15 protein-coding genes and 1 pseudogene are annotated in these 17,413 nt (G+C 69.7%); 6 read left to right on the forward strand and 10 right to left on the reverse strand.

What is annotated here, in order from left to right; all coding sequences use genetic code 11:
• Positions 1-7: 7 nt before the first annotated feature.
• From AB0D57_RS15815 to AB0D57_RS15845, 7 genes are all read right to left on the reverse strand, one after another.
• Positions 8-589: a sugar kinase gene (locus AB0D57_RS15815; protein WP_362072044.1), complete on the reverse strand. Its 582-nt coding sequence runs from the start codon at positions 587-589 to the stop codon at positions 8-10.
• The gene (locus tag AB0D57_RS15820; protein WP_362072046.1) at positions 586-1,731 is read right to left on the reverse strand and encodes an ROK family glucokinase; all 1,146 of its coding nucleotides are present in this window, start codon (positions 1,729-1,731) and stop codon (positions 586-588) included. The genes AB0D57_RS15815 and AB0D57_RS15820 overlap by 4 nt, the downstream gene beginning before the upstream one ends.
• Before the next feature lie 171 nt (positions 1,732-1,902).
• The gene (locus tag AB0D57_RS15825) at positions 1,903-2,724 is read right to left on the reverse strand and encodes an ATP-binding cassette domain-containing protein (protein ID WP_362072048.1); all 822 of its coding nucleotides are present in this window, start codon (positions 2,722-2,724) and stop codon (positions 1,903-1,905) included.
• A 38-nt stretch (positions 2,725-2,762) separates the two neighbouring features.
• Positions 2,763-3,824 (reverse strand): ABC transporter permease, encoded by a 1,062-nt coding sequence (locus AB0D57_RS15830; protein ID WP_362072050.1) that lies wholly within the window; start codon positions 3,822-3,824, stop codon positions 2,763-2,765.
• Positions 3,821-4,825 carry a sugar ABC transporter substrate-binding protein gene (locus AB0D57_RS15835; RefSeq protein WP_362072052.1) on the reverse strand — a complete coding sequence of 335 codons (1,005 nt, stop codon included), beginning with the start codon at positions 4,823-4,825 and terminating at the stop codon, positions 3,821-3,823. Before AB0D57_RS15835 ends, AB0D57_RS15830 begins: the two co-directional genes overlap by 4 nt.
• Before the next feature lie 233 nt (positions 4,826-5,058).
• Complete coding sequence (locus AB0D57_RS15840) at positions 5,059-6,051, reverse strand: sugar ABC transporter substrate-binding protein (RefSeq protein WP_362072054.1); 993 nt, start codon at positions 6,049-6,051, stop codon at positions 5,059-5,061.
• A 118-nt stretch (positions 6,052-6,169) separates the two neighbouring features.
• A complete protein-coding gene (locus AB0D57_RS15845; protein WP_362072176.1) occupies positions 6,170-6,907 on the reverse strand; it encodes a GntR family transcriptional regulator in 738 nt (245 codons plus the stop codon).
• Between the two features lie 128 nt (positions 6,908-7,035).
• Here AB0D57_RS15845 and AB0D57_RS15850 point away from each other — a divergent pair, with 128 nt between their 5' ends.
• On the forward strand, positions 7,036-8,046 hold the full coding sequence (locus AB0D57_RS15850) for a Gfo/Idh/MocA family oxidoreductase (RefSeq protein WP_362072056.1): 1,011 nt from the start codon (positions 7,036-7,038) through the stop codon (positions 8,044-8,046).
• A gap of 143 nt (positions 8,047-8,189) precedes the next feature.
• Here AB0D57_RS15850 and AB0D57_RS15855 read toward each other — a convergent pair.
• Positions 8,190-8,602, reverse strand: a pseudogene (locus AB0D57_RS15855) (response regulator transcription factor); the annotation flags it as partial.
• Between AB0D57_RS15855 and AB0D57_RS15860 the strand changes: the two are divergent.
• Positions 8,601-9,584 (forward strand): LysR family transcriptional regulator, encoded by a 984-nt coding sequence (locus AB0D57_RS15860; RefSeq protein ID WP_362072058.1) that lies wholly within the window; start codon positions 8,601-8,603, stop codon positions 9,582-9,584. The pseudogene AB0D57_RS15855 and the gene AB0D57_RS15860 sit on opposite strands and share 2 nt — an antisense overlap.
• Before the next feature lie 38 nt (positions 9,585-9,622).
• Here AB0D57_RS15860 and AB0D57_RS15865 read toward each other — a convergent pair whose 3' ends face one another.
• The gene (locus tag AB0D57_RS15865) at positions 9,623-9,985 is read right to left on the reverse strand and encodes a transcriptional regulator (RefSeq protein WP_362072060.1); all 363 of its coding nucleotides are present in this window, start codon (positions 9,983-9,985) and stop codon (positions 9,623-9,625) included.
• A gap of 183 nt (positions 9,986-10,168) precedes the next feature.
• Between AB0D57_RS15865 and AB0D57_RS15870 the strand changes: the two genes are divergently transcribed.
• The 3 genes from AB0D57_RS15870 to AB0D57_RS15880 all read left to right on the forward strand — a co-directional run bounded on the left by AB0D57_RS15870 (position 10,169) and on the right by AB0D57_RS15880 (position 12,514).
• Positions 10,169-11,245: an NADH:flavin oxidoreductase/NADH oxidase gene (locus AB0D57_RS15870; protein WP_362072062.1), complete on the forward strand. Its 1,077-nt coding sequence runs from the start codon at positions 10,169-10,171 to the stop codon at positions 11,243-11,245.
• 421 nt (positions 11,246-11,666) lie between these two features.
• Positions 11,667-11,801, forward strand: a complete 135-nt coding sequence (locus tag AB0D57_RS15875; protein WP_362072064.1) for a hypothetical protein — start codon at positions 11,667-11,669, stop codon at positions 11,799-11,801.
• A gap of 326 nt (positions 11,802-12,127) precedes the next feature.
• Positions 12,128-12,514 carry a ribonuclease domain-containing protein gene (locus AB0D57_RS15880; RefSeq protein WP_362072066.1) on the forward strand — a complete coding sequence of 129 codons (387 nt, stop codon included), beginning with the start codon at positions 12,128-12,130 and terminating at the stop codon, positions 12,512-12,514.
• A gap of 302 nt (positions 12,515-12,816) precedes the next feature.
• Here AB0D57_RS15880 and AB0D57_RS15885 read toward each other — a convergent pair whose 3' ends face one another.
• Entirely contained in the window at positions 12,817-13,566 is a 750-nt protein-coding gene (locus tag AB0D57_RS15885; RefSeq protein ID WP_362072068.1) for a hypothetical protein, read from the reverse strand.
• A gap of 1,171 nt (positions 13,567-14,737) precedes the next feature.
• On the opposite strand from AB0D57_RS15885, the gene AB0D57_RS15890 reads away from it, so the two are divergent.
• Positions 14,738-17,278 carry an alpha-L-rhamnosidase C-terminal domain-containing protein gene (locus AB0D57_RS15890; RefSeq protein WP_362072069.1) on the forward strand — a complete coding sequence of 847 codons (2,541 nt, stop codon included), beginning with the start codon at positions 14,738-14,740 and terminating at the stop codon, positions 17,276-17,278.
• Positions 17,279-17,413: the final 135 nt, after the last annotated feature.

Genomic DNA, 17,413 nt, shown 5'->3' on the forward strand with positions numbered 1-17,413 from the left:
GGCCCCGTTACGGAACCGTGCGTGAGACGACGTACACCATCGGGTACTGCGGATTGGCCAGGTTCACGATGACGTCCTGCGTGGGCGCCGGGTTCTCCTGCTCGCGGACGAAGCCACGCCACTTGCCGGGGACGGAGAACTTCCAGCCGGTGACCTTCTGGTCGCGGGCGCTGATGGTGATGTTGTTCTCCTTCAGCGCGTCCCGGTTGGTGCCCAGGTCGCCGAGGAAGGTGTCCAGACCGGCGTTGGTGAGCTGGAACTGGGCGTAGAGGCGGCTGCTCCTCCAGTTGTTCGTCTCGTAGAACGCGACCCTGTTCGCCGGGTGCGGAATCAGCACCTGGTAGAGGCGACGCTGGACCTTCGACGGCCAGCCGTAGGTGAGGCCGGTCGCCGAGTACTTCTTCTCCTTCTCCTTGCCGCTGTCGCGGCTCTGGTTGGCGGAGATCACCAGGTAGCCCGCCGGGACGCCGATGAGCAGCACGATGATCAGCAGCGTCAGGGCACGGCGGCGGAACTTGCGGCGCGGATCCTCCGAGGGCCGCTCGGGCTCGTCCTGGGGTGAGGACTGGAGCGGCAGCGAGGGCGTCACGGCGTCCCCTGGGTCGTACGGCGCGTCTCCGCGTAGCGCTCGTACCGCTCGTAGCGCTCCACCCGGCGTCGCTTGGCGCGGCGGAAGCGGCGGGCGACGAGGCGGGCCAGGTCGGCGGCGCCCACCATGCCGGCCTCGGGGCCGAGCTGGGCACGGGCGATGCGGGCCTCGGGACGGTAGCCGCGGCCCGTCAGATGGCGGCGGAAGGCGTCGCGCGCCGGGCCGATCAGCAGGTCGTCAGCGGCGCTGACGCCGCCGCCGATGACGAAGCAGGAGGGGTCCAGGGCCGCCGCCAGGTTGGCGATGCCGACGCCCAGCCACTGGCCGATGTCCTGGAGCAGCTCGACGCACATGGCGTCGCCCTCGCGGGCCAGCTCGGTGATGAGCGGTCCGGTGATGTCGGGGATGTTGCCCTTGACGCGCTCGATGATCCCGTACGCGACCGGGGAGTCCGCGGCGGCGAGTTCGCGGGCCTCGCGCACCAGCGCGTTGCCGGAGCTGTACTGCTCCCAGCAGCCCCGGTTGCCGCAGGGGCAGCGGTGGCCGCCGGGCACGACCTGCATATGGCCGAACTCGCCGGCCACGCCGAACCGGCCGCGCTTGACCTGGCCGTCCTCGAGCAGCGCGCCGCCGATGCCGGTGCCGAGCGTGATCATGACGAGGTTGTCCTCGCCGCGGCCGGCACCGAAGCGCCACTCGGCCCAGGCGGCGGTGTTGGCGTCGTTGTCGACCAGGACGGGGACGGCGAGCCGCCCGGCGAGCCGGTCACGCAGCGGTTCGTTGCGCCAGGACAGGTGGGGGGCGAAGAGGATGCGGCTGCGGTCGGCGTCGACCCAGCCGGCCGCGCCGATGCCGACCGCGTGCACGTCGTGCCGGTCGGAGAGGTCCAGGACCAGCTCGACGATGGTGTCCTCGACGACCTTGGGGCTCTTGGACTTGTCCGGCGTCTCGGCGCGGAGCTTCTCCAGGATGTTGCCGTCGGCGTCGACGACACCCGCCATCACCTTGGTGCCGCCGATGTCGATGCCGACGGTGGGTACGCGGGGCGCCGTCAGATGGGAACGGCGCTCACGCGTCCCGACGGTCCGCAGGACAGTGGCCCGCGCGGAGCCGCGGTGTGCGAGGTCGCGGTAGGTGCTCATCGGGCCGATTCTGCCTTACGCCGCCACCTGGCTGCACTGCGGGAGCGGTGGGGCGGTGCCTGTCGCGCGTGAACTGCGGGTCCGTTGTGGCTGGTCGCGCCCACGCGGCGACGTCACAAATGTCACAGCACCGCGCCCCTGTCGGGGCGCTCCGGCTCGCGGCGAAGACTCCTACGAAGTGCGCTCCAGCTCGTGCCTGAGGTCGTCCAGTTCGCTGCCTCCCGCCATCTGGCGGGTCAGCTCGTCCAGGGTGATCTCGTCGCGGGTGTGGCTGCCGGACATGGTGCCGCGCTTCAGGAGGACGAAACGGTCGCCCACCAGGTACGCGTGGTGCGGATTGTGGGTGATCAACACAACACCCAGTCCGGCGTCCCGTGCGGCGGCCACATATTTGAGGACCACACCGGACTGCTTCACACCGAGGGCGGCGGTGGGCTCGTCGAGGACGAGGACCTTGGCGCCGAAGTAGACGGCGCGGGCGATCGCCACGCACTGGCGCTCACCGCCGGAGAGGGTGCCGATGGGCTGGTCGACGTCACGCAGGTCGATGCCCATGCGCAGAAGCTCCGCGTGGGTGGTCCTGCGCATGAAGTCGACGTCCATGCGCTTGAAGGGCCTGACGCCCTTCGACGGCTCGGAGCCGAGGAAGAAGTTGCGCCAGACCGGCATCAGCGGGACGACGGCGAGGTCCTGGTAGACCGTGGCGATACCGCGGTCCAGAGCCTCCCTCGGGGACGACAGACGGGTTTCCTCGCCCTCGATGCGGAGCGTTCCCGCGTCGTGGCGATGCAGCCCCGCGATGATCTTGATGAGGGTGGACTTGCCCGCGCCGTTGTCGCCGAGCACGCAGGAGATCTCCCCGGCGTGCACCACCAGCGAGACGCCTTCGAGGGCCCGAACGTTGCCGTAGTACTTACTGACGTCGTCGAGCTCGACGAGTGCCGTACGTTCCGCGGAGGCCGCGTCCGTCGCCTTGTCCGCGTCCGTCGTCATGTCGTCGCCTCCACTCGTCACTTCGTCGCCACCGCTCGTCACTTCGTCGCCTCCGCGCGCTTGCGGACCCAGTGGTTGAGCAGGGTCGCCAGGAGCAGCATCGCTCCCAGGAAGAACTTGAACCAGTCCGGGTTCCACTCGGCGTACACGATGCCCTTGCTCACCATGCCGAAGATCAGCGCGCCGACCGCCGCGCCGACCGCGGAGCCGTAACCGCCGGTGATCAGACAGCCGCCGATGACGGCCGCGATGATGTAGATCAGCTCGTTGCCGACGCCCTCGCCGGACTGCACGACGTCGAACGAGAACAGCAGGTGCTGGCCGGAGACCCAGGCGCCGAAGGCGACGCCCATATAGAGGCCGATCTTCGTCTTGTTGACCGGGACGCCGACCGCGCGGGCGGCCTGCTCGCCGCCGCCGACGGCGTAGATCCAGTTGCCGACCTTGGTGCGCAGGAGGATCCAGGTGGCGACGACGACCAGGGCCAGCCACCACAGGATGGTGATCTTGTAGTCGACGCCGCCGATGGTGATCGTCGAGGCGAAGACGTCCTTGGCGGAGGAGAAGCCCTCCATGTCGGCGATCGACTTCGTGGAGACCGTTTCGCTGATCAGCTTGGTGAAGCCGAGGTTCATTCCGGTCAGCATCAGGAAGGTGCCGAGGGTGATGATGAAGCTCGGTGGGTCGGTGCGGGTCAGCATGACGCCGTTGAAGACGCCGATCGCCAGCGTGACGACCAGCGAGACCAGGATGCCGACCCAGACGTTCGTGGTCATCTGGTAGCTGAACATCGAGGAGATCAGCGCGGAGCTGGTCACCATGACGCCCGCGGAGAGGTCGAACTCGCCGCCGATCATCAGCAGCGCGACCGGTACGGCCATGATGCCGATCGTCGACGAGGCGTACAGGACCGTGCTCAGGCTCGCGGCCCGTACGAAGCTGTCCGCGAAGATCGCGAAGAAGAGGAAGACCGCGATCGCGCCGACCACGGAGCCGAGCTCGGGACGGCCCATGAGCTTGCGCAGCGGCGAGGTCTTCAGGAGGCGCTCGTCGGCCTTGGTGCCCGGCGACGGCGCGGGGGCGGGTGCGGTGGCGGTCATCGGGTTCCCCGCTTCGTGTACTTCTCCAGCGCGGCGGCCTGGTCCTTGGTGATGATCTGCGGTCCGGTGAGGACCGGCTGGCCGCCGCCGAGGACATCGGCGTTGTACTTGTAGAGCCAGAGCAGGTCCACGGCCTCGTACCCCTGGAGGTAGGGCTGCTGGTCGACGGCGAAGCCCAGCGTGCCGTCCTTGAGCTCCGCGGCGACCTTCGCGTTCAGGTCGAAGGTGTCGATCTCGGCGCTGCTGCCCGCGTCCTTCTTGGCCTTCACCGCGGTGTCTGCGTAGGGGGCACCGAGCGTGACGACCGAGTCGATGGACTTGTCGGCCTGCAGCTTGGCGCCGATGGAGGACTGCACGTCGGGCATGCTGGTGCCCTGGACGTAGAGGTTCTGCACGGTGCCGTCGAAGGTCTTCTTGACGCCCGCGCAGCGCTGCTCGTGACCGACGTTGCCCTGCTCGTGCAGGATGCACAGGGCCTTCTTGCGGCCCCGCTTGTTCAGCTCGTCGCCGACCGCCTCACCGGCGATCGTCTCGTCCTGCCCGATGTGGGTGAGCGCTCCGAACGCCTTGGACTGCTCGGAGCCGGAGTTCACCGTGATCACCGGGATGCCGGCCTTCTCGGCGCGCGCGACGGCGGCCTTCATCGCGTCCGGCTTGGCCAGCGTGACGATGATGCCGTCGACCTGCTTGTCCACCGCGGCGTCGATGAGCTGCGCCTGCTGCTGCGCCTCCGCGTTGTGCGAGTACACGAAGTTGATGTTGTCCTTGACGGCGGCCTGCTCGGCGCCGCTCTGCACGATGTCCCAGAACGTGTCGCCGTCCCCCGAGTGGGTGATCATCGCGAACGTCCAGTTGGGCGTGTTCACCGCGGCCTTGCCCTCGGCCGCCGCCGCCTTACGGGCATCCTCGGCCCGCTTCCCGCCGGTGCTGCTGCATCCCGCGAGGGACACCCCCAGCGCCCCTGCGAGCGCGATGCTTACCCAGGTCCGAGTCCGTGCCACGAGGCCGTGCCCTTCTTGCTGTGCTACTTGGTGCGCCAGGGCCCGCGGACCGGCCCGGTGGGCCTTCCGGTAGGCCCCGGGGGCCGGATGTCCTCCGGCCCCGAACGCCCAAGTATCGCCGACCCTGGATCGCTGCCGCCGCCCAGGTCCCGGGCACCGCGGCCGACCCTCGGCCGGGGGTCCGGGGTTTGCCCCCCAGGCAGACGCAACGGACACGGGGATGGTGCACCCCATCAGCGGGTCCCGCGCGCGGTGTACTTCTCGAGTTGCGGTACGTCCTTCTCCGTCACGATGGCCGGGCCGGTGAGGACGGTCTGGCCGCCGCCGAGCACGTTGCCGTTGGTCTTGTAGAGCCACAGCTCGTCGATGGCCTCGTAGCCCTGCAGGTAGGGCTGCTGGTCCACGGCGAAGCCGACCTCCTTGGCCTTCAGACGCTTGACCACCTCGGCGTTGAGGTCGAAGGTGTCGATCTCTGCCTTGCTGCCCGCGTCGGTCTTGGCCTGCACCGCGACGGCGGCGATCGGGGCGCCCAGCGTGACGACGGCGTCGATGCCCTTGGTCGCCTGGAGCTTCGCCTCGATGGAGGACTGGGTGGCGGGGGCGTTGGTGCCGTCGACGTTGAGGTTCTCGACCGAGCCCTGGAAGGTCTTCTTCACGCCCGCGCAGCGCTGCTCCAGCGAGACGTTGCCCTGTTCGTGGATGACGCAGACGGCCTTCTCCAGACCGCGCTTGTTGAGCTCGTCACCGATGGCCTCACCGGCGACCGACTCGTCCTGGCCGAAGTGCACCAGCGCCCCGAACTGCTTCGAGAACTCGGCGCCGGAGTTGATCGTGACGACCGGGATGCCCGCCTGCGCGGCCTTCGCGAGGACGTCCTTCATGGCCTCGGGCTTCGCCAGGGTGACCACGATGCCGTCGACCTTCTTGTCGATGGCGGCCTGGACGAGCTGCGCCTGGCCGTTGGCTTCCTTGTCGTTGGAGTACAGGAAGTCGACGTTGTCCTTACTGGCCGCCTGCTTCGCGCCGCTCTGGACGATGTCCCAGAAGGTGTCGCCCTCGCCGGAATGCGTCACCATGGCGATCTTCAGACGGGGCGTGGTGGCCGCCTTGCCACCGCTCTCACTGCTGTCGGCCTTGTTCTCGGAGTCCTTGCCACCGGAGCTGCTGCATCCGGCCGCGAGCGCGATGACGGCTATCACCGCTGCTGCGGTTCGGGCTGTACGCATGGTGGGACCACCCTCTCTCCCGCCGCCCCGTTGCGGCTGAGGGGAGTTCTAGCTCCGGGTCCGCGCGTCAGTCAATGGACTTGTCAGAACATTCTTACGATTGAGATCCGCCGGGCCTTTACGGCCGCACAAGCAGCTGGAACTCGAAGGAGTAGCGCGAGGCGCGATAGGTGTGGGAGCCGAACTCGACGGCACGGCCGGTGTCGTCGAAGGTGGTGCGCTGCATGGTGAGCAGCGGGGCTCCGGCGGGCTCCCCGAGCCGCTCGCCCTCCTCCGCGGTGGCCGCGCGGGCGCCGACGGACTGGCGGGCGCTGTGCAGGGTGATGCCCGCGGCACGCATCAGCCGGTACAGGCCGGTGGCCTCCATCTGGGCGCTGTCCAGCTCCAGCAGGCCGGGAGGCAGGTGGTTGCAGAGGTACGCCATCGGTTCGCCGTGGGCGAGGCGGAGTCGCTCCACACGGTGTACGTCGCTGCCCTCGGCGACACCCAGGGCCGCCGCGACCTCGGCGGAGGCCGGCACGACGGTGTTGACCAGCACCCGGGTCGCGGGGCGCTGCCCGGCCGCCTCCAGGTCGTCGTACAGGCTGCTGAGTTCCAGCGGGCGCTTGACCTGGCTGTGCACGACCTGGGTGCCGACGCCGCGGCGCCGGACCAGCAGGCCCTTGTCGACGAGGGACTGGATGGCCTGGCGGACCGTGGGCCGGGACAGGCCGAGCCGTGCGGCGAGCTCGATCTCGTTGCCCAGCAGGCTGCCCGGGGTCAGGGTTCCGTGCTCGATCGCGGCCTCCAGTTGCTGGGACAGCTGGAAGTACAGCGGGACCGGACTGCTGCGGTCGACGCTGAGCTGGAGCGACACGGTCGGATCCACATCTGGTTTCGGCACGGCCCGAGCGTAGCTCCGTGAGATGTTGACGGGAAGTTCTGAAGTTCGATTGTCCGGACAAACCATTGACATGGTGCCTGGTCCGCCCTCAGTTTGTTCCCATGCGCATCGGACTCATCGGAACGGGCCGTATCGGCACTTTCCACGCGACCGCTCTCAGTCGTCACCGCGAGGTCGGCTCCCTCATCGTGACGGACGCGGACACCGCGCGGGCTCAAGAGCTCGCGGACCGCCTGGGCGAGACGGCGGCGCCCAGTGTGGACGACATCTTCACCTGGGGCGTGGACGCCATCGTCATCACCGCGGCCACCTCGGCCCACGCCGAACTGATCGGCCGGGCAGCTCGCTCCGGGCTCCCGGTGTTCTGCGAGAAACCCATCGCCCTCGATCTGCCGGGCACGCTGGCCGCGCTCGCCGAGGTCGACGCCGCCGGAACGGTCCTGCAGCTGGGCTTCCAGCGCCGCTTCGACGCGGGCTACACGGCCGCGCGCGAGGCGGTCCGGTCGGGACGGCTCGGACGGCTGCACACCGTCCGGGCGATGACGTCCGACCAGTCGCCGCCGCCGGCCGACTACCTCCCGCTCTCCGGCGGGCTCTACCGGGACTGCCTGGTCCACGACTTCGACATACTGCGATGGGTCACGGGCCACGACGTCGTCGAGGTGTACGCGACCGGCTCCGACGCCGGGCCCGCGATGTTCCGCGAGGCGAACGACGTCGACACGGCCGCCGCCGTCCTCACCCTGGACGACGGCACGCTCGCCACGGCGACGGCCACCCGGTTGAACGGCGCGGGCTACGACGTCCGCATGGAGCTCGCCGGCGAACTGGACCAGATCGGCGTCGGCCTGGACGACCGTACGCCGATCGCCTCCACGGAACCGGCCGGGCCGCCGCCCGCCGACAAGCCGTGGATGGGCTTCCTGGAGCGCTTCGGCCCCGCGTACGAGGCCGAGCTCGCCGCCTTCGTCGAGGTCGTCCGCGGCGAACGCGCCAACCCGTGCGACGGCCGGGAGGCCCTGCACGCGCTGCGCATCGCGGAGGCCTGCGAGCTGTCGCGGCACGAGCGGCGCCCGGTGCGGCTGTCGGAGATTCCCGGCGCGCGGGGCTGAACCCGGCCTTCCGCGGTGCGGCTCCCCCTGTGCGGAGCCGCACCGCGGCGGTCCGGAGGCCACCGGAGCGCTCAGGACCCCGCCCGGCGTCGCGCCGGGGTCCTCCGTGTGATGCTCCGTGCGGCGCACGAACCCCGGTGTGCGGCCGCGTGTTCCATCAGCTGGCGCGTGACGGTGGGCGAGAGCACGGGGTCGCCGGCCGCGACCCGTCGTACCGCGTCGAGGATCTGGGCGGGCGGGGTGTCCTTGAGGGCGAACCCGGCGGCGCCCGCGCGCAGGGCCCGGAGCACCTGCTCGTCGGCGTGGAAGGTGGTGAGGACCACGACCTGGGGGTGTCCTTGCGGCCGCGCAGCTTCTCGGTGGCCGCGAGGCCGTCGACGGTCGGCATCCGGATGTCCATGAGGACGACATCCGGGCGGGTGTGCTCGACGAGCGCCTCGACCTCGCTGCCGTCGGAGGCCTCGCCGACGATCCGGATTCCTATCCGATTGCCAATAGGGAGGCTGATTCCTGCTATCGGAACCCCGATGGATTCGGTCGCTACGCTGGATGCCATGAAGCACCAGATGCTCGCCACGGGCGAGCTCCTGGGCAGGACCACGAGCGAGGCTCCCGGCGCAACCCCGACGGCCGGTGGCAAGCCGCTCCCGCCGCACGCGGACCTGAACCTGCTGCGCACGTTCCTGGCCGTGTACCGCTCGGGGTCGTTCACGGCGGCGGCGCCGCGGCTCGGGCTGTCCCAGCCGACCGTGACCGCGCAGATCCGCACCCTGGAGCAGCAGACCGGGCGCGACCTGTTCACCCGGTTGTCCCGCGGGGTGGAGCCCACGCCCTACGCCCACGAACTCGCCGGGCAGATCGCCGGCCCGCTGGACGCGCTGGCCACGCTGCAGGATGCCGGCGCGGTGGCCGCGCCCGTGCATCTGGCCGGACCGTCGGAGCTGCTCTGCGTCCGGGTACTGCCCGCCCTGGTCCCGCTCGTCGCCGACGGCGTCCAGCTCCGCGTCACCCAGGGCCTGCCCGAGCCCCTGCTAGAGGAGATGCGGGCCGGCCGGCACGACCTGGTGATCGCCACCCGGCGCCCGCGCGGCCGGGCGCTGGAGTCGGTGCCACTCGCCGACGAGGAGTATCTGCTGGTCGCGAGCCCCGCCTGGGCGGAGCGCGTCGCCGGGCAGGGCGAGGCCGACGACCCGTGCGCAGCCCTGCGGGACGTCCCGATGGTGACGTACGCCGAGGACCTGCCGATCGTGCGCCGCTACTGGCGCAGCATCTTCGGCAAGCAGCTCACCGCCCGCGCGGCCGTCACCGTGCCCAACCTGTACGCGGTGCTGTCGGCGGTCAACGCGGGCGCCGGCTACAGCGTGCTGCCCCGCTCGCTGTGCCAGGAGTACCTGGACTCCGGCCGCCTCGCCCTCCTCCACGAGCCGCAGGAGCCGCCGCTGAACACCCTCTTCCTGGTCCAGCGCCCCGGCACCGACGCCAACCCCGACGTGAACCGCGTCCGCGACCGCCTCCGGCAGGCGGCCCGAACCTGGTAGACCGGCATCCGGCAGACGCCGCGCCGACGCACGGCGCGTCAGAGTTCGGGACTGTTGTCCGCGGCGGCGAGGACCGTGTCGAGCAGCCCGGGAAAGCGGGCGTCCAGGTCCTCGCGGCGCAGCCGGTTCATCTTGGCGGTGCCCCGGTAGACCTGGCGCAGCACTCCGCTCTCCCGCAGCGCCCGGTAGTGATGGGTGCGGGTGGACTTGGTGACCGGCAACTCGATGTCGGTGCAGGACAGCTCCCCGCCGTCCTCGGCCAGCGCGCGGACGACGCGCATCCGCATCGGGTCGGCGAGGGCGTGCAGGACGGCGGTGAGGCGGATCTCGTCGCGGTCCGGGTGCGGCAACTCCCGCCCCGTCGAACGGCGCGCGGCGGCCTCGGCCTGCGGATGAGACATGGCGGATCAGCTCCGGGCAGGTGGCGACCCTCTCGCAGCACATTGCAGCACATGCTTGTACGAGGGTCATCGTAATTTGACAGATGACGTACTACGAGATTTATCGTACGAGATGCCGGTCGTGCCCACCGCAGCGCGCGACCGACGCACTCCCCCCCACCTTCCGATCGACGGGAGACCTCCGTGAGCGTCTTGTTCGAGCCGTACACCCTGCGGTCCGTGACCATCCCCAACCGGGTGTGGATGCCCCCGATGTGCATGTACTCCGCGGCCCCCGCGGGCCCGGCGCAGGGCGTGCCCACGGACTGGCACTTCCAGCATTACGGCGCGCGCGCCGCGGGCGGCACCGGCCTGATCATCCTGGAGGCCACCGGCGTCGCCCCCGAAGGACGGATCTCCCCCAACGACCTGGGACTGTGGAACGAGACCCAGGCCGACGCCCTGCGTCGGATCACCTCCTTCCTCAAGGAGCAGGGCACCATCCCCGGTATCCAGCTCGCCCACGCCGGCCGCAAGGCGTCCACCAGCCGGCCCTGGGAGGGCGACCGCGCCGTCGGCCCGGACGAGCACGGGTGGCAGCCGGTCGGCCCGAGTGCCGTCGCCTATACCGGACTGGCGGTGCCGCGCGAGCTGACCGTCGAGGAGATCCAGGAGGTCGTCGGCCGATTCCGCGCCTCGGCGCGCCTGGCGCTCCAGGCCGGTTTCCAGGTGATCGAGATCCACGGCGCCCACGGCTACCTGATCGGCAACTTCCTCTCCCCGCACAGCAACACCCGCACGGACGCCTACGGCGGCTCGTTCGAGAACCGCGTCCGCCTGGCCGTCGAGGTCGTGGACGCCGTACGCGCGGAATGGCCCGACGAACTGCCGCTGTTCTTCCGGATCTCCGCCACCGACTGGCTGGAGCAGGACGGCTGGACGCCGGAGGAGACCGTCGCCCTCGCCCGGATCCTCACCGAGCACGGCGTGGACCTGATGGACGTCTCCACCGGCGGCAACGCCGCCGGGGTGAGCATCCCGGTCGGCCCGAACTACCAGGTGCCCTTCGCCGCCCAGGTCCGCCGCGAGACGGAGATGCCGGTGGCGGCGGTCGGCGAGATCACCGACCCGGAGCAGGCCGAGAAGATCCTCGCCAACGGCGAGGCGGATGCCGTCCTGATCGGCCGTCAGCTGCTGCGCGAGCCCACCTGGGCCCGCCGCGCCGCCCGCGAACTCGGCGCGGACGTACGCATCCCGTCGCAGTACGGCTGGCGCCCCTGACCAACCCCGGGACGCCGGCGCGCGGCAACCCGACGCAGCGGGTGCGGACCTGCCCGGCTCCGGTGAACCCGTAGCCGGGGCAGGTCGTGGGGAACGTACGGACGAGGCGTCGGCGCCGTGCATCCAGTCACGCCTGACGAACAGGGTCTGCCATGACGTGCGCCGGCGGCTGCGCCCACGCGGGCTTCGGCGCCGCGGGCTGCTTCTTGCAGCCGGTCACGCCGCGCACCGCGTCACCCCCGTCGACGCCTCCCGCGCCAGCGACGCCTTCGACGGAGCGTTCCCGGCTGGTCGAGGGCGCCTCGGCGGTGGAGGCCGCCGCCCTCACGACAACGGGTCACGGCGCTGTCCGGCCGATCCCCCACCGTTCCGCGATTCTGAGTCAACTTGCTCCTTCTGCAAGCCACTTGGAGGCACTCGCGTGAAGCGCCGCACGTTCGTCACCGCGGCCGCCACGTCCCTGGCCGCGACTTCGCTCGCCACACCCGCGTACGCCACCTCGAAGCGCCTCCTGGTCCACGTGCCGATCGACGCGGGGCCGGTACGGCTCCGATAACGCCGACCACCGAGAGCGCGCGTTCGATCCTCGCCGGCCTGGGCGGGCAGGCGTCAGGCCAGGAGGAAGTGAGGGCCAGCGGGGACCTTGGGGTGCGGCACAGCGAGGACGAAGTACTGGCATGTTCCGTGAGGGTTCCTACGCGCGCGGCTGGTAGCGAGCGCGGTCAGGAACGACCTACGCCAAGAGCGCCGGCGAGCCGAACGTGCGGGCCTCATGAAGCCGTCGCGCGACAGGTTAACTTCCCGAAAACTCATCGGACTTGACGGAAAAATCTCCGGAGTTGTCATTGACATGCCACTGTCTACGCGCGTCATCATGTGGGCATGAGATTCCCCCCACGAATCACCCGCATCGGCGCCGCGGCCGCCGTCCTGTCCGCCCTCCTCGTCGGAGGCACCGTCACCGCCACCCCGGCGGCCGCCGCGGTCGGCAGCATCTGCTACAGCGACCTGCCCTCCCAGGCGTACGACACCCTCGAACTGATCGAGCAGGGCGGCCCCTACCCGTACTCACAGGACGGCACCGTCTTCCAGAACCGGGAAGGCATCCTGCCGAGCCAGTCCTCTGGCTACTATCACGAATACACCGTGATCACGCCGGGCTCCTCCACGCGCGGTGCGCGCCGCATCGTCACCGGTGAGGAGAACCAGGAGGACTACTACACCGCCGACCACTACGCCTCGTTCGACCTGATCAACTACGGCTGCTGAGTCCCCCCACGACTCAGTCCGAGAAATGGTGCAACCCGCTGGAGGTCCGGCCCTGCGTGCAGCCGGGCCTCCATCTGCCACCAGTAATTGGCCTGCATCAGTCAACTACCCGGGACTAAAGTCCCGGGCTTGCACAACGGGCGTCACTGGCGGCGACATGCCGTTTGCGTCCAGCCCCACCCTTCGTCCTTAGGGAAAACGGGAAAGATTCATCCTGGAGCCGGGGAACCCAGGGAAAGCCATAAGCCCTTTCCAACCTGCTGGCTGTGACTGAGCGTCGGGCGGTCGGCCACGACGCCTGGTCACATGTCCGGTAGAAGAAGCCAGACTTCGGAGAAGGCGAGGCCGTGCTCGTGGGTCACCACCCCGCACGGGCAGCCCAGCGAGATCAGGCGCCAGTCGCAAGTCACGGTCCACGGGCCGGCCATACCCCCGCACGCCGGGCAGGCGACGGTCTCGGCCGTCCACACCCCGAAAGCGGGTCTGTCATAACGACGGAAGCGGCCCGCGTACCGGACCTGCCAGGGCTCGACCGGGTGCGTGAGCGGGACGGTCCCGGGCAGGCTCGTCGAGGCCAGCACGGCGAACAGTGCGATCAAATCGGGGAGCAGGGCCTCGCCAGCCTCTGTCGGTGGCACGGCCAGGCCGTCTGCCGTCCCCGCCGGGGTCCCGTATCTCGGGGCCGCCGCTGCGCCCGGTGGGTTCGGGGTGGCATGCCAAGGCAGGAAAGCGCGGGCGACGGCGGCCAAGAGGGCGGCCGCGGGCGGGCTGACGGTGCCTGCGTCGAGATGGTGGAGGGTGGTGCGCAGGAGGCGTTGGAGTCGCCGGTCCCGGTCCGTGGCCAGCGTCCGTGCGGTCGCTGCCCGCCGGGCTGGGAGCGGGGCCGCGAGGCGGTCGAGGACGGCCGCTGCTGCTTCGGAGTCCACCGCGGCAGGGCGCCACTTCCCGGCGGCCAGGAGCTGCCGTGCCTGCCCGGCCTCACGGGTCAGGGCGCGCGTCTGCAGCAGCCGCGGGCCGAAAGCTGCCCCGTGAGTCTCGTGCCCGCTCGTCATGGCCCCCTCTCCCTCTTCCCTCGTTCCTGCGGCTGTCGCGACGTACCCGCGTGCCCGCCGTGAGCGCCAGTGGGCATCCCATCACACAAGCGGATTCGGTCTCTTGGAGCCGCTTGGGTTACCTGAGGAGACCGTGCCTGGGCTCGAGACCGCGCTCAAGGGCGAATACGGGCTGATCGAAACCGCCGCGGGCTATCGCAACGAATAGGAGGTCGGCGAGCATCCGTCGCTTGGGCCTCCCCCGCGGCAACGCCTTCGTCACGACCAAGCTGTGGTCAACGAGGTCGGCGGGGCACGACCCCGCGCTCCAGCAGTTCTTCAACGACCAGGCGGCCCAGTTGTCCGGTGGCGCCTGTGACGACGTACCGCATGACATTTCTCCTGTGTGGCTGACTGCGGGCCTGCCTGACTGACTGCCGTCGCGACGAACACGGCGTCAATCGGGTGGCCTCGTGCATTGCGGACCGCTCCACGCGCGGGCAACGCCCACCCGCGATCTGCCGGTCGCGGGAACTGCTCGACCATGTGCGAGAGGTGTGCGCGGGCCGCGGGCATCCCGAGCAACGGAGGTCTGCGGGCTTCGCGGTGAAACGCCCGCAGCCTGGCCACCGACTTCACCGACGACCAGGGCAGGCGACATCTGCTGTTCGCCGCCATGCGTCACGACCCCGCCGGCCGCCTGGCAGTTGACGCTCGATCTGACCGTACATGCCTGGGATCTTGTGCAAGGCGCCCATCTGGACACGCAGTTGCACGGCTTCGGCCCTTTCGAACCGCCGGTGAGCCCGCCCTCCAATGCGGCACCTCTGGCCAGGATGCTCGCCTTGATGGGCCGCGCGGCCGACGTTCTGGTGAACCGAGGCGTAACCGACATTCCGTGGCGCCCGCTCTCTTGTCGCACGGCCGAAACTGAACACGGCTTCTCCACGCCAGGCTCTGACAGTCAGGCGAGTTGTAGATCATTTCTGCCCATTCCCACGCGGAGAGCGGCTCATCCTGCGCGATCTCTGTACGGCGCGAACGCCCTGCGATAACTTCACCTCACTCCCCGGAATTGAATCGTTTCAATTAACGATCGAGCGAGAGATGAGGCAGTATGCGCCCGAGTGTTGAGCAGCCTGGCCCAAGCCGTCGCGCGGTGGTCGCGGGAGCGAGCGCCGTAGCCCTGTCCGTGACTGTTTCCGGAGCCGGGGCCGCATCGGCCGACGCGACTCCTCCGCAGAAGGCCGCCCCCGGGGCCGCTGGAGGCCCCGGATCCTGGCACCGCTATGTGCAGGCGCCCTCGTCCCCCACCGTGCGGCCGGTCCGGGTCATTGCCACCACCGGCGATGTACAACGGCCCAACGCCCTGCTGCGAGCGGGCGGGCCCGCAACCGTCCTGCACCGTGAGAGGCCGGCGGTCCCGCCCACATGGCCCGAGGGGACCACCGCCGAGGCGTCCTCCGCACACGCCGGCAACAACGGCAATGACGGAAAGCCGCGCACCTACGTGGCCGACAACGCCATCGACGGAAACCCGGACACGTTCTGGAACGACGACACGATAGCCGCCGGACCCGACACACTGACCATCACTCTGCCCGCCCCGAAGGAGCTGTCCGGTCTCACGCTCGTCTCCAACAGCGACGGCGTGCCGACCCACTTCACTGTCGAGGCCTGGCAGGAAGAGCGGTGGCAGACCGTCGCCACGATCTCAGACAACGATGTCATCCAGTGTGCGGTGCCGTTCGCGGCAGCGGTGACCACCACCCGGGTCCGTATCACGGTCACCGCGGTCCAGGACACGTCGCACGGCGCTTTCACCCGTGTCAATGAGGTATGGCCCGAGCCGATCGCGGTGGTTGCCGCGCCGAGTGTGACGCTCGACTTCGGCAAAGTCGTCGTGGGGTATCCGCGTATCCTCTTCGCCTCGGCCTCCGACAACTCGCCCGGGGTGCGCCTGGCGTTTTCGGAGACGAAGCAGTTCTTGACCGACCGCTCCGACTTCACGCGCAACGACCAGGCCGGCGGGGCGAGCCAGGGAACCGACCAGTTCGCCGTTCCCGCCCGGGGCGCCGACTGGCTCGACCGCAAGGGCTTCCAGGCCGGGGACAAGGTCTACGCGGACGGACTGCACGGATTCCGCTACCTGAAGATCACTCTGGATGCCCTGGCCACCGACGCCCCCGCGGCGCAGCCCTGGGGCACGGTCGCGGTCGATTCCGTCGTCCTGGAGTTCAGCGCCTATCTGGGGACACCGAATACCTACCGTGGCTGGTTCGAGTGCTCCGACGAGGACTTGAACCGCTACTGGTACGGCGCGTCGTACACCAACGAGCTTGTCATCGACACGTTCCGCCGTGACGACGTCGATCCTCGCAACGCCTGGAGCGAATCGCTCGAGGGAAAGCTGGTTCTGCACGACGCCCCCAAGCGGGACCGCGACCCCTACGTCGGCGACCTCGCAGTGTCCGCGCGGACCCTGTACCTCACGCACGACGACGCCGCAGCCGCAGCGCGCAACGTCCTGGCGGATCTCGCCGACCACCAGCGGGCCGACGGATGGATCCCGCCGGCATCCATCGCCCATTACGACCTTCACCTGTTCGACTATCCCCTGTGGTGGGTGACCTGCAGCTGGGACTACGTCCTGTACACCGGGGACCGGGCCTACGCTGCCCGCTACTACCCGAACCTGCTGAAAGTCCTGGACGAGTGGTACCCCAGCGTCACCGACACGGCCGGACTGCTCAGTAAGGGGCTCAACGACACCGGAAGCTATGGCGACTACGCCTTCCTGAACCGCACCGGCCGGATCACCTACTACAACGTTCTTTACGTCCAGGCCCTCAACGACGCGGCACGCCTGGCGCGGTGGTTGGGGCACGACGCGGACGCGACACGGTGGGCACGACGCGCTGAGGACGTCACCCAGGCTGTCAACACCCATCTGTGGGACGAGTCGGCGGGCGCCTATCTCGACTCCTCGACCGGCCCGGTCCGGCACGCCCAGGACGGCAATTCCATCGCCATCACCGCAGGAGTCGCCGACTCCGAGCGCGCCACCAGCGCTCTCGGACATCTCGACGCCACCACGCAACTGCGTTACGGCAACGCGTTCATGGACAACGACACCATTTTCGGTGGCGCCTCGCAGCGCGTGTACGCGTTCACCTCATACCCGGAGATCGTCGCCCGCTTCCTGACCGGGCGCGCGGACTCCGCACTGGACCAGATCCGGCGCACCTACGGCTGGATGGACAGCCACGACCCGGGCATCACCCATTGGGAGGCCATCGGTCCCAACGGGTCGCTCTACCAGGACGGTTTCACCAGCATGGCCCACGGGTGGGCGACGGGTGTTCTGCCGGCGTTGACGCACGAGCTCCTGGGCGCCCAGCCGACCGCGCCGGGATACACCACATGGCAGGTGCGCCCCCATCCGGGGAGCGTTGCCTGGGCGCAAGGTGAACTGCCCACCCCGCACGGTCCGCTACGGGTCGCGTGGACCAACTCCCCCACGCAGTTCAAGCTGACCGTCCATGCTCCCAAGCGCACCGCCGGTGTGGTCGTCTTCCCCCAAGCGGCCAAGGACGTGGTGGTACGCGTCAACGGGAGCAAGGTGTGGGACGGACACCGCGCCGCACGTCGTGACGTGAAGGTCGTCGATGGCCACGTCACGATCACCGCTCTGGACGCCGGCGCTCACCGCTTCACCGTGACGCCTCGCTAGCCGGCAGTCCGCTGTGCCGGGCGGATGAGGATGCCGCCCGGCACAGCACTGATGTCGGCAGGCGGATCGGGGCGGGTATGTGCTCCAGTCCGCCGGTGCCGGCGGAACCGCGCCGCATCTCAGTAATGTCTCGTG

The sequence above is a fragment of the Streptomyces sp. NPDC048275 genome (genome assembly GCF_040652275.1).
Taxonomy (GTDB): domain Bacteria; phylum Actinomycetota; class Actinomycetes; order Streptomycetales; family Streptomycetaceae; genus Streptomyces.

What these genes read in the sequence shown, in the direction of transcription:
- AB0D57_RS15830 (WP_362072050.1), bottom strand. Translation starts at nt 3,824, where the DNA reads ATGACCGCCACCGCACCCGCCCCCGCGCCGTCGCCGGGCACCAAGGCC.
- AB0D57_RS15820 (WP_362072046.1), bottom strand. Translation starts at nt 1,731, where the DNA reads ATGAGCACCTACCGCGACCTCGCACACCGCGGCTCCGCGCGGGCCACT.
- AB0D57_RS15880 (WP_362072066.1), top strand. Translation starts at nt 12,128, where the DNA reads ATGAGATTCCCCCCACGAATCACCCGCATCGGCGCCGCGGCCGCCGTC.
- AB0D57_RS15825 (WP_362072048.1), bottom strand. Translation starts at nt 2,724, where the DNA reads ATGACGACGGACGCGGACAAGGCGACGGACGCGGCCTCCGCGGAACGT.
- AB0D57_RS15850 (WP_362072056.1), top strand. Translation starts at nt 7,036, where the DNA reads ATGCGCATCGGACTCATCGGAACGGGCCGTATCGGCACTTTCCACGCG.
- AB0D57_RS15860 (WP_362072058.1), top strand. Translation starts at nt 8,601, where the DNA reads ATGAAGCACCAGATGCTCGCCACGGGCGAGCTCCTGGGCAGGACCACG.
- AB0D57_RS15885 (WP_362072068.1), bottom strand. Translation starts at nt 13,566, where the DNA reads ATGACGAGCGGGCACGAGACTCACGGGGCAGCTTTCGGCCCGCGGCTG.
- AB0D57_RS15865 (WP_362072060.1), bottom strand. Translation starts at nt 9,985, where the DNA reads ATGTCTCATCCGCAGGCCGAGGCCGCCGCGCGCCGTTCGACGGGGCGG.
- AB0D57_RS15840 (WP_362072054.1), bottom strand. Translation starts at nt 6,051, where the DNA reads ATGCGTACAGCCCGAACCGCAGCAGCGGTGATAGCCGTCATCGCGCTC.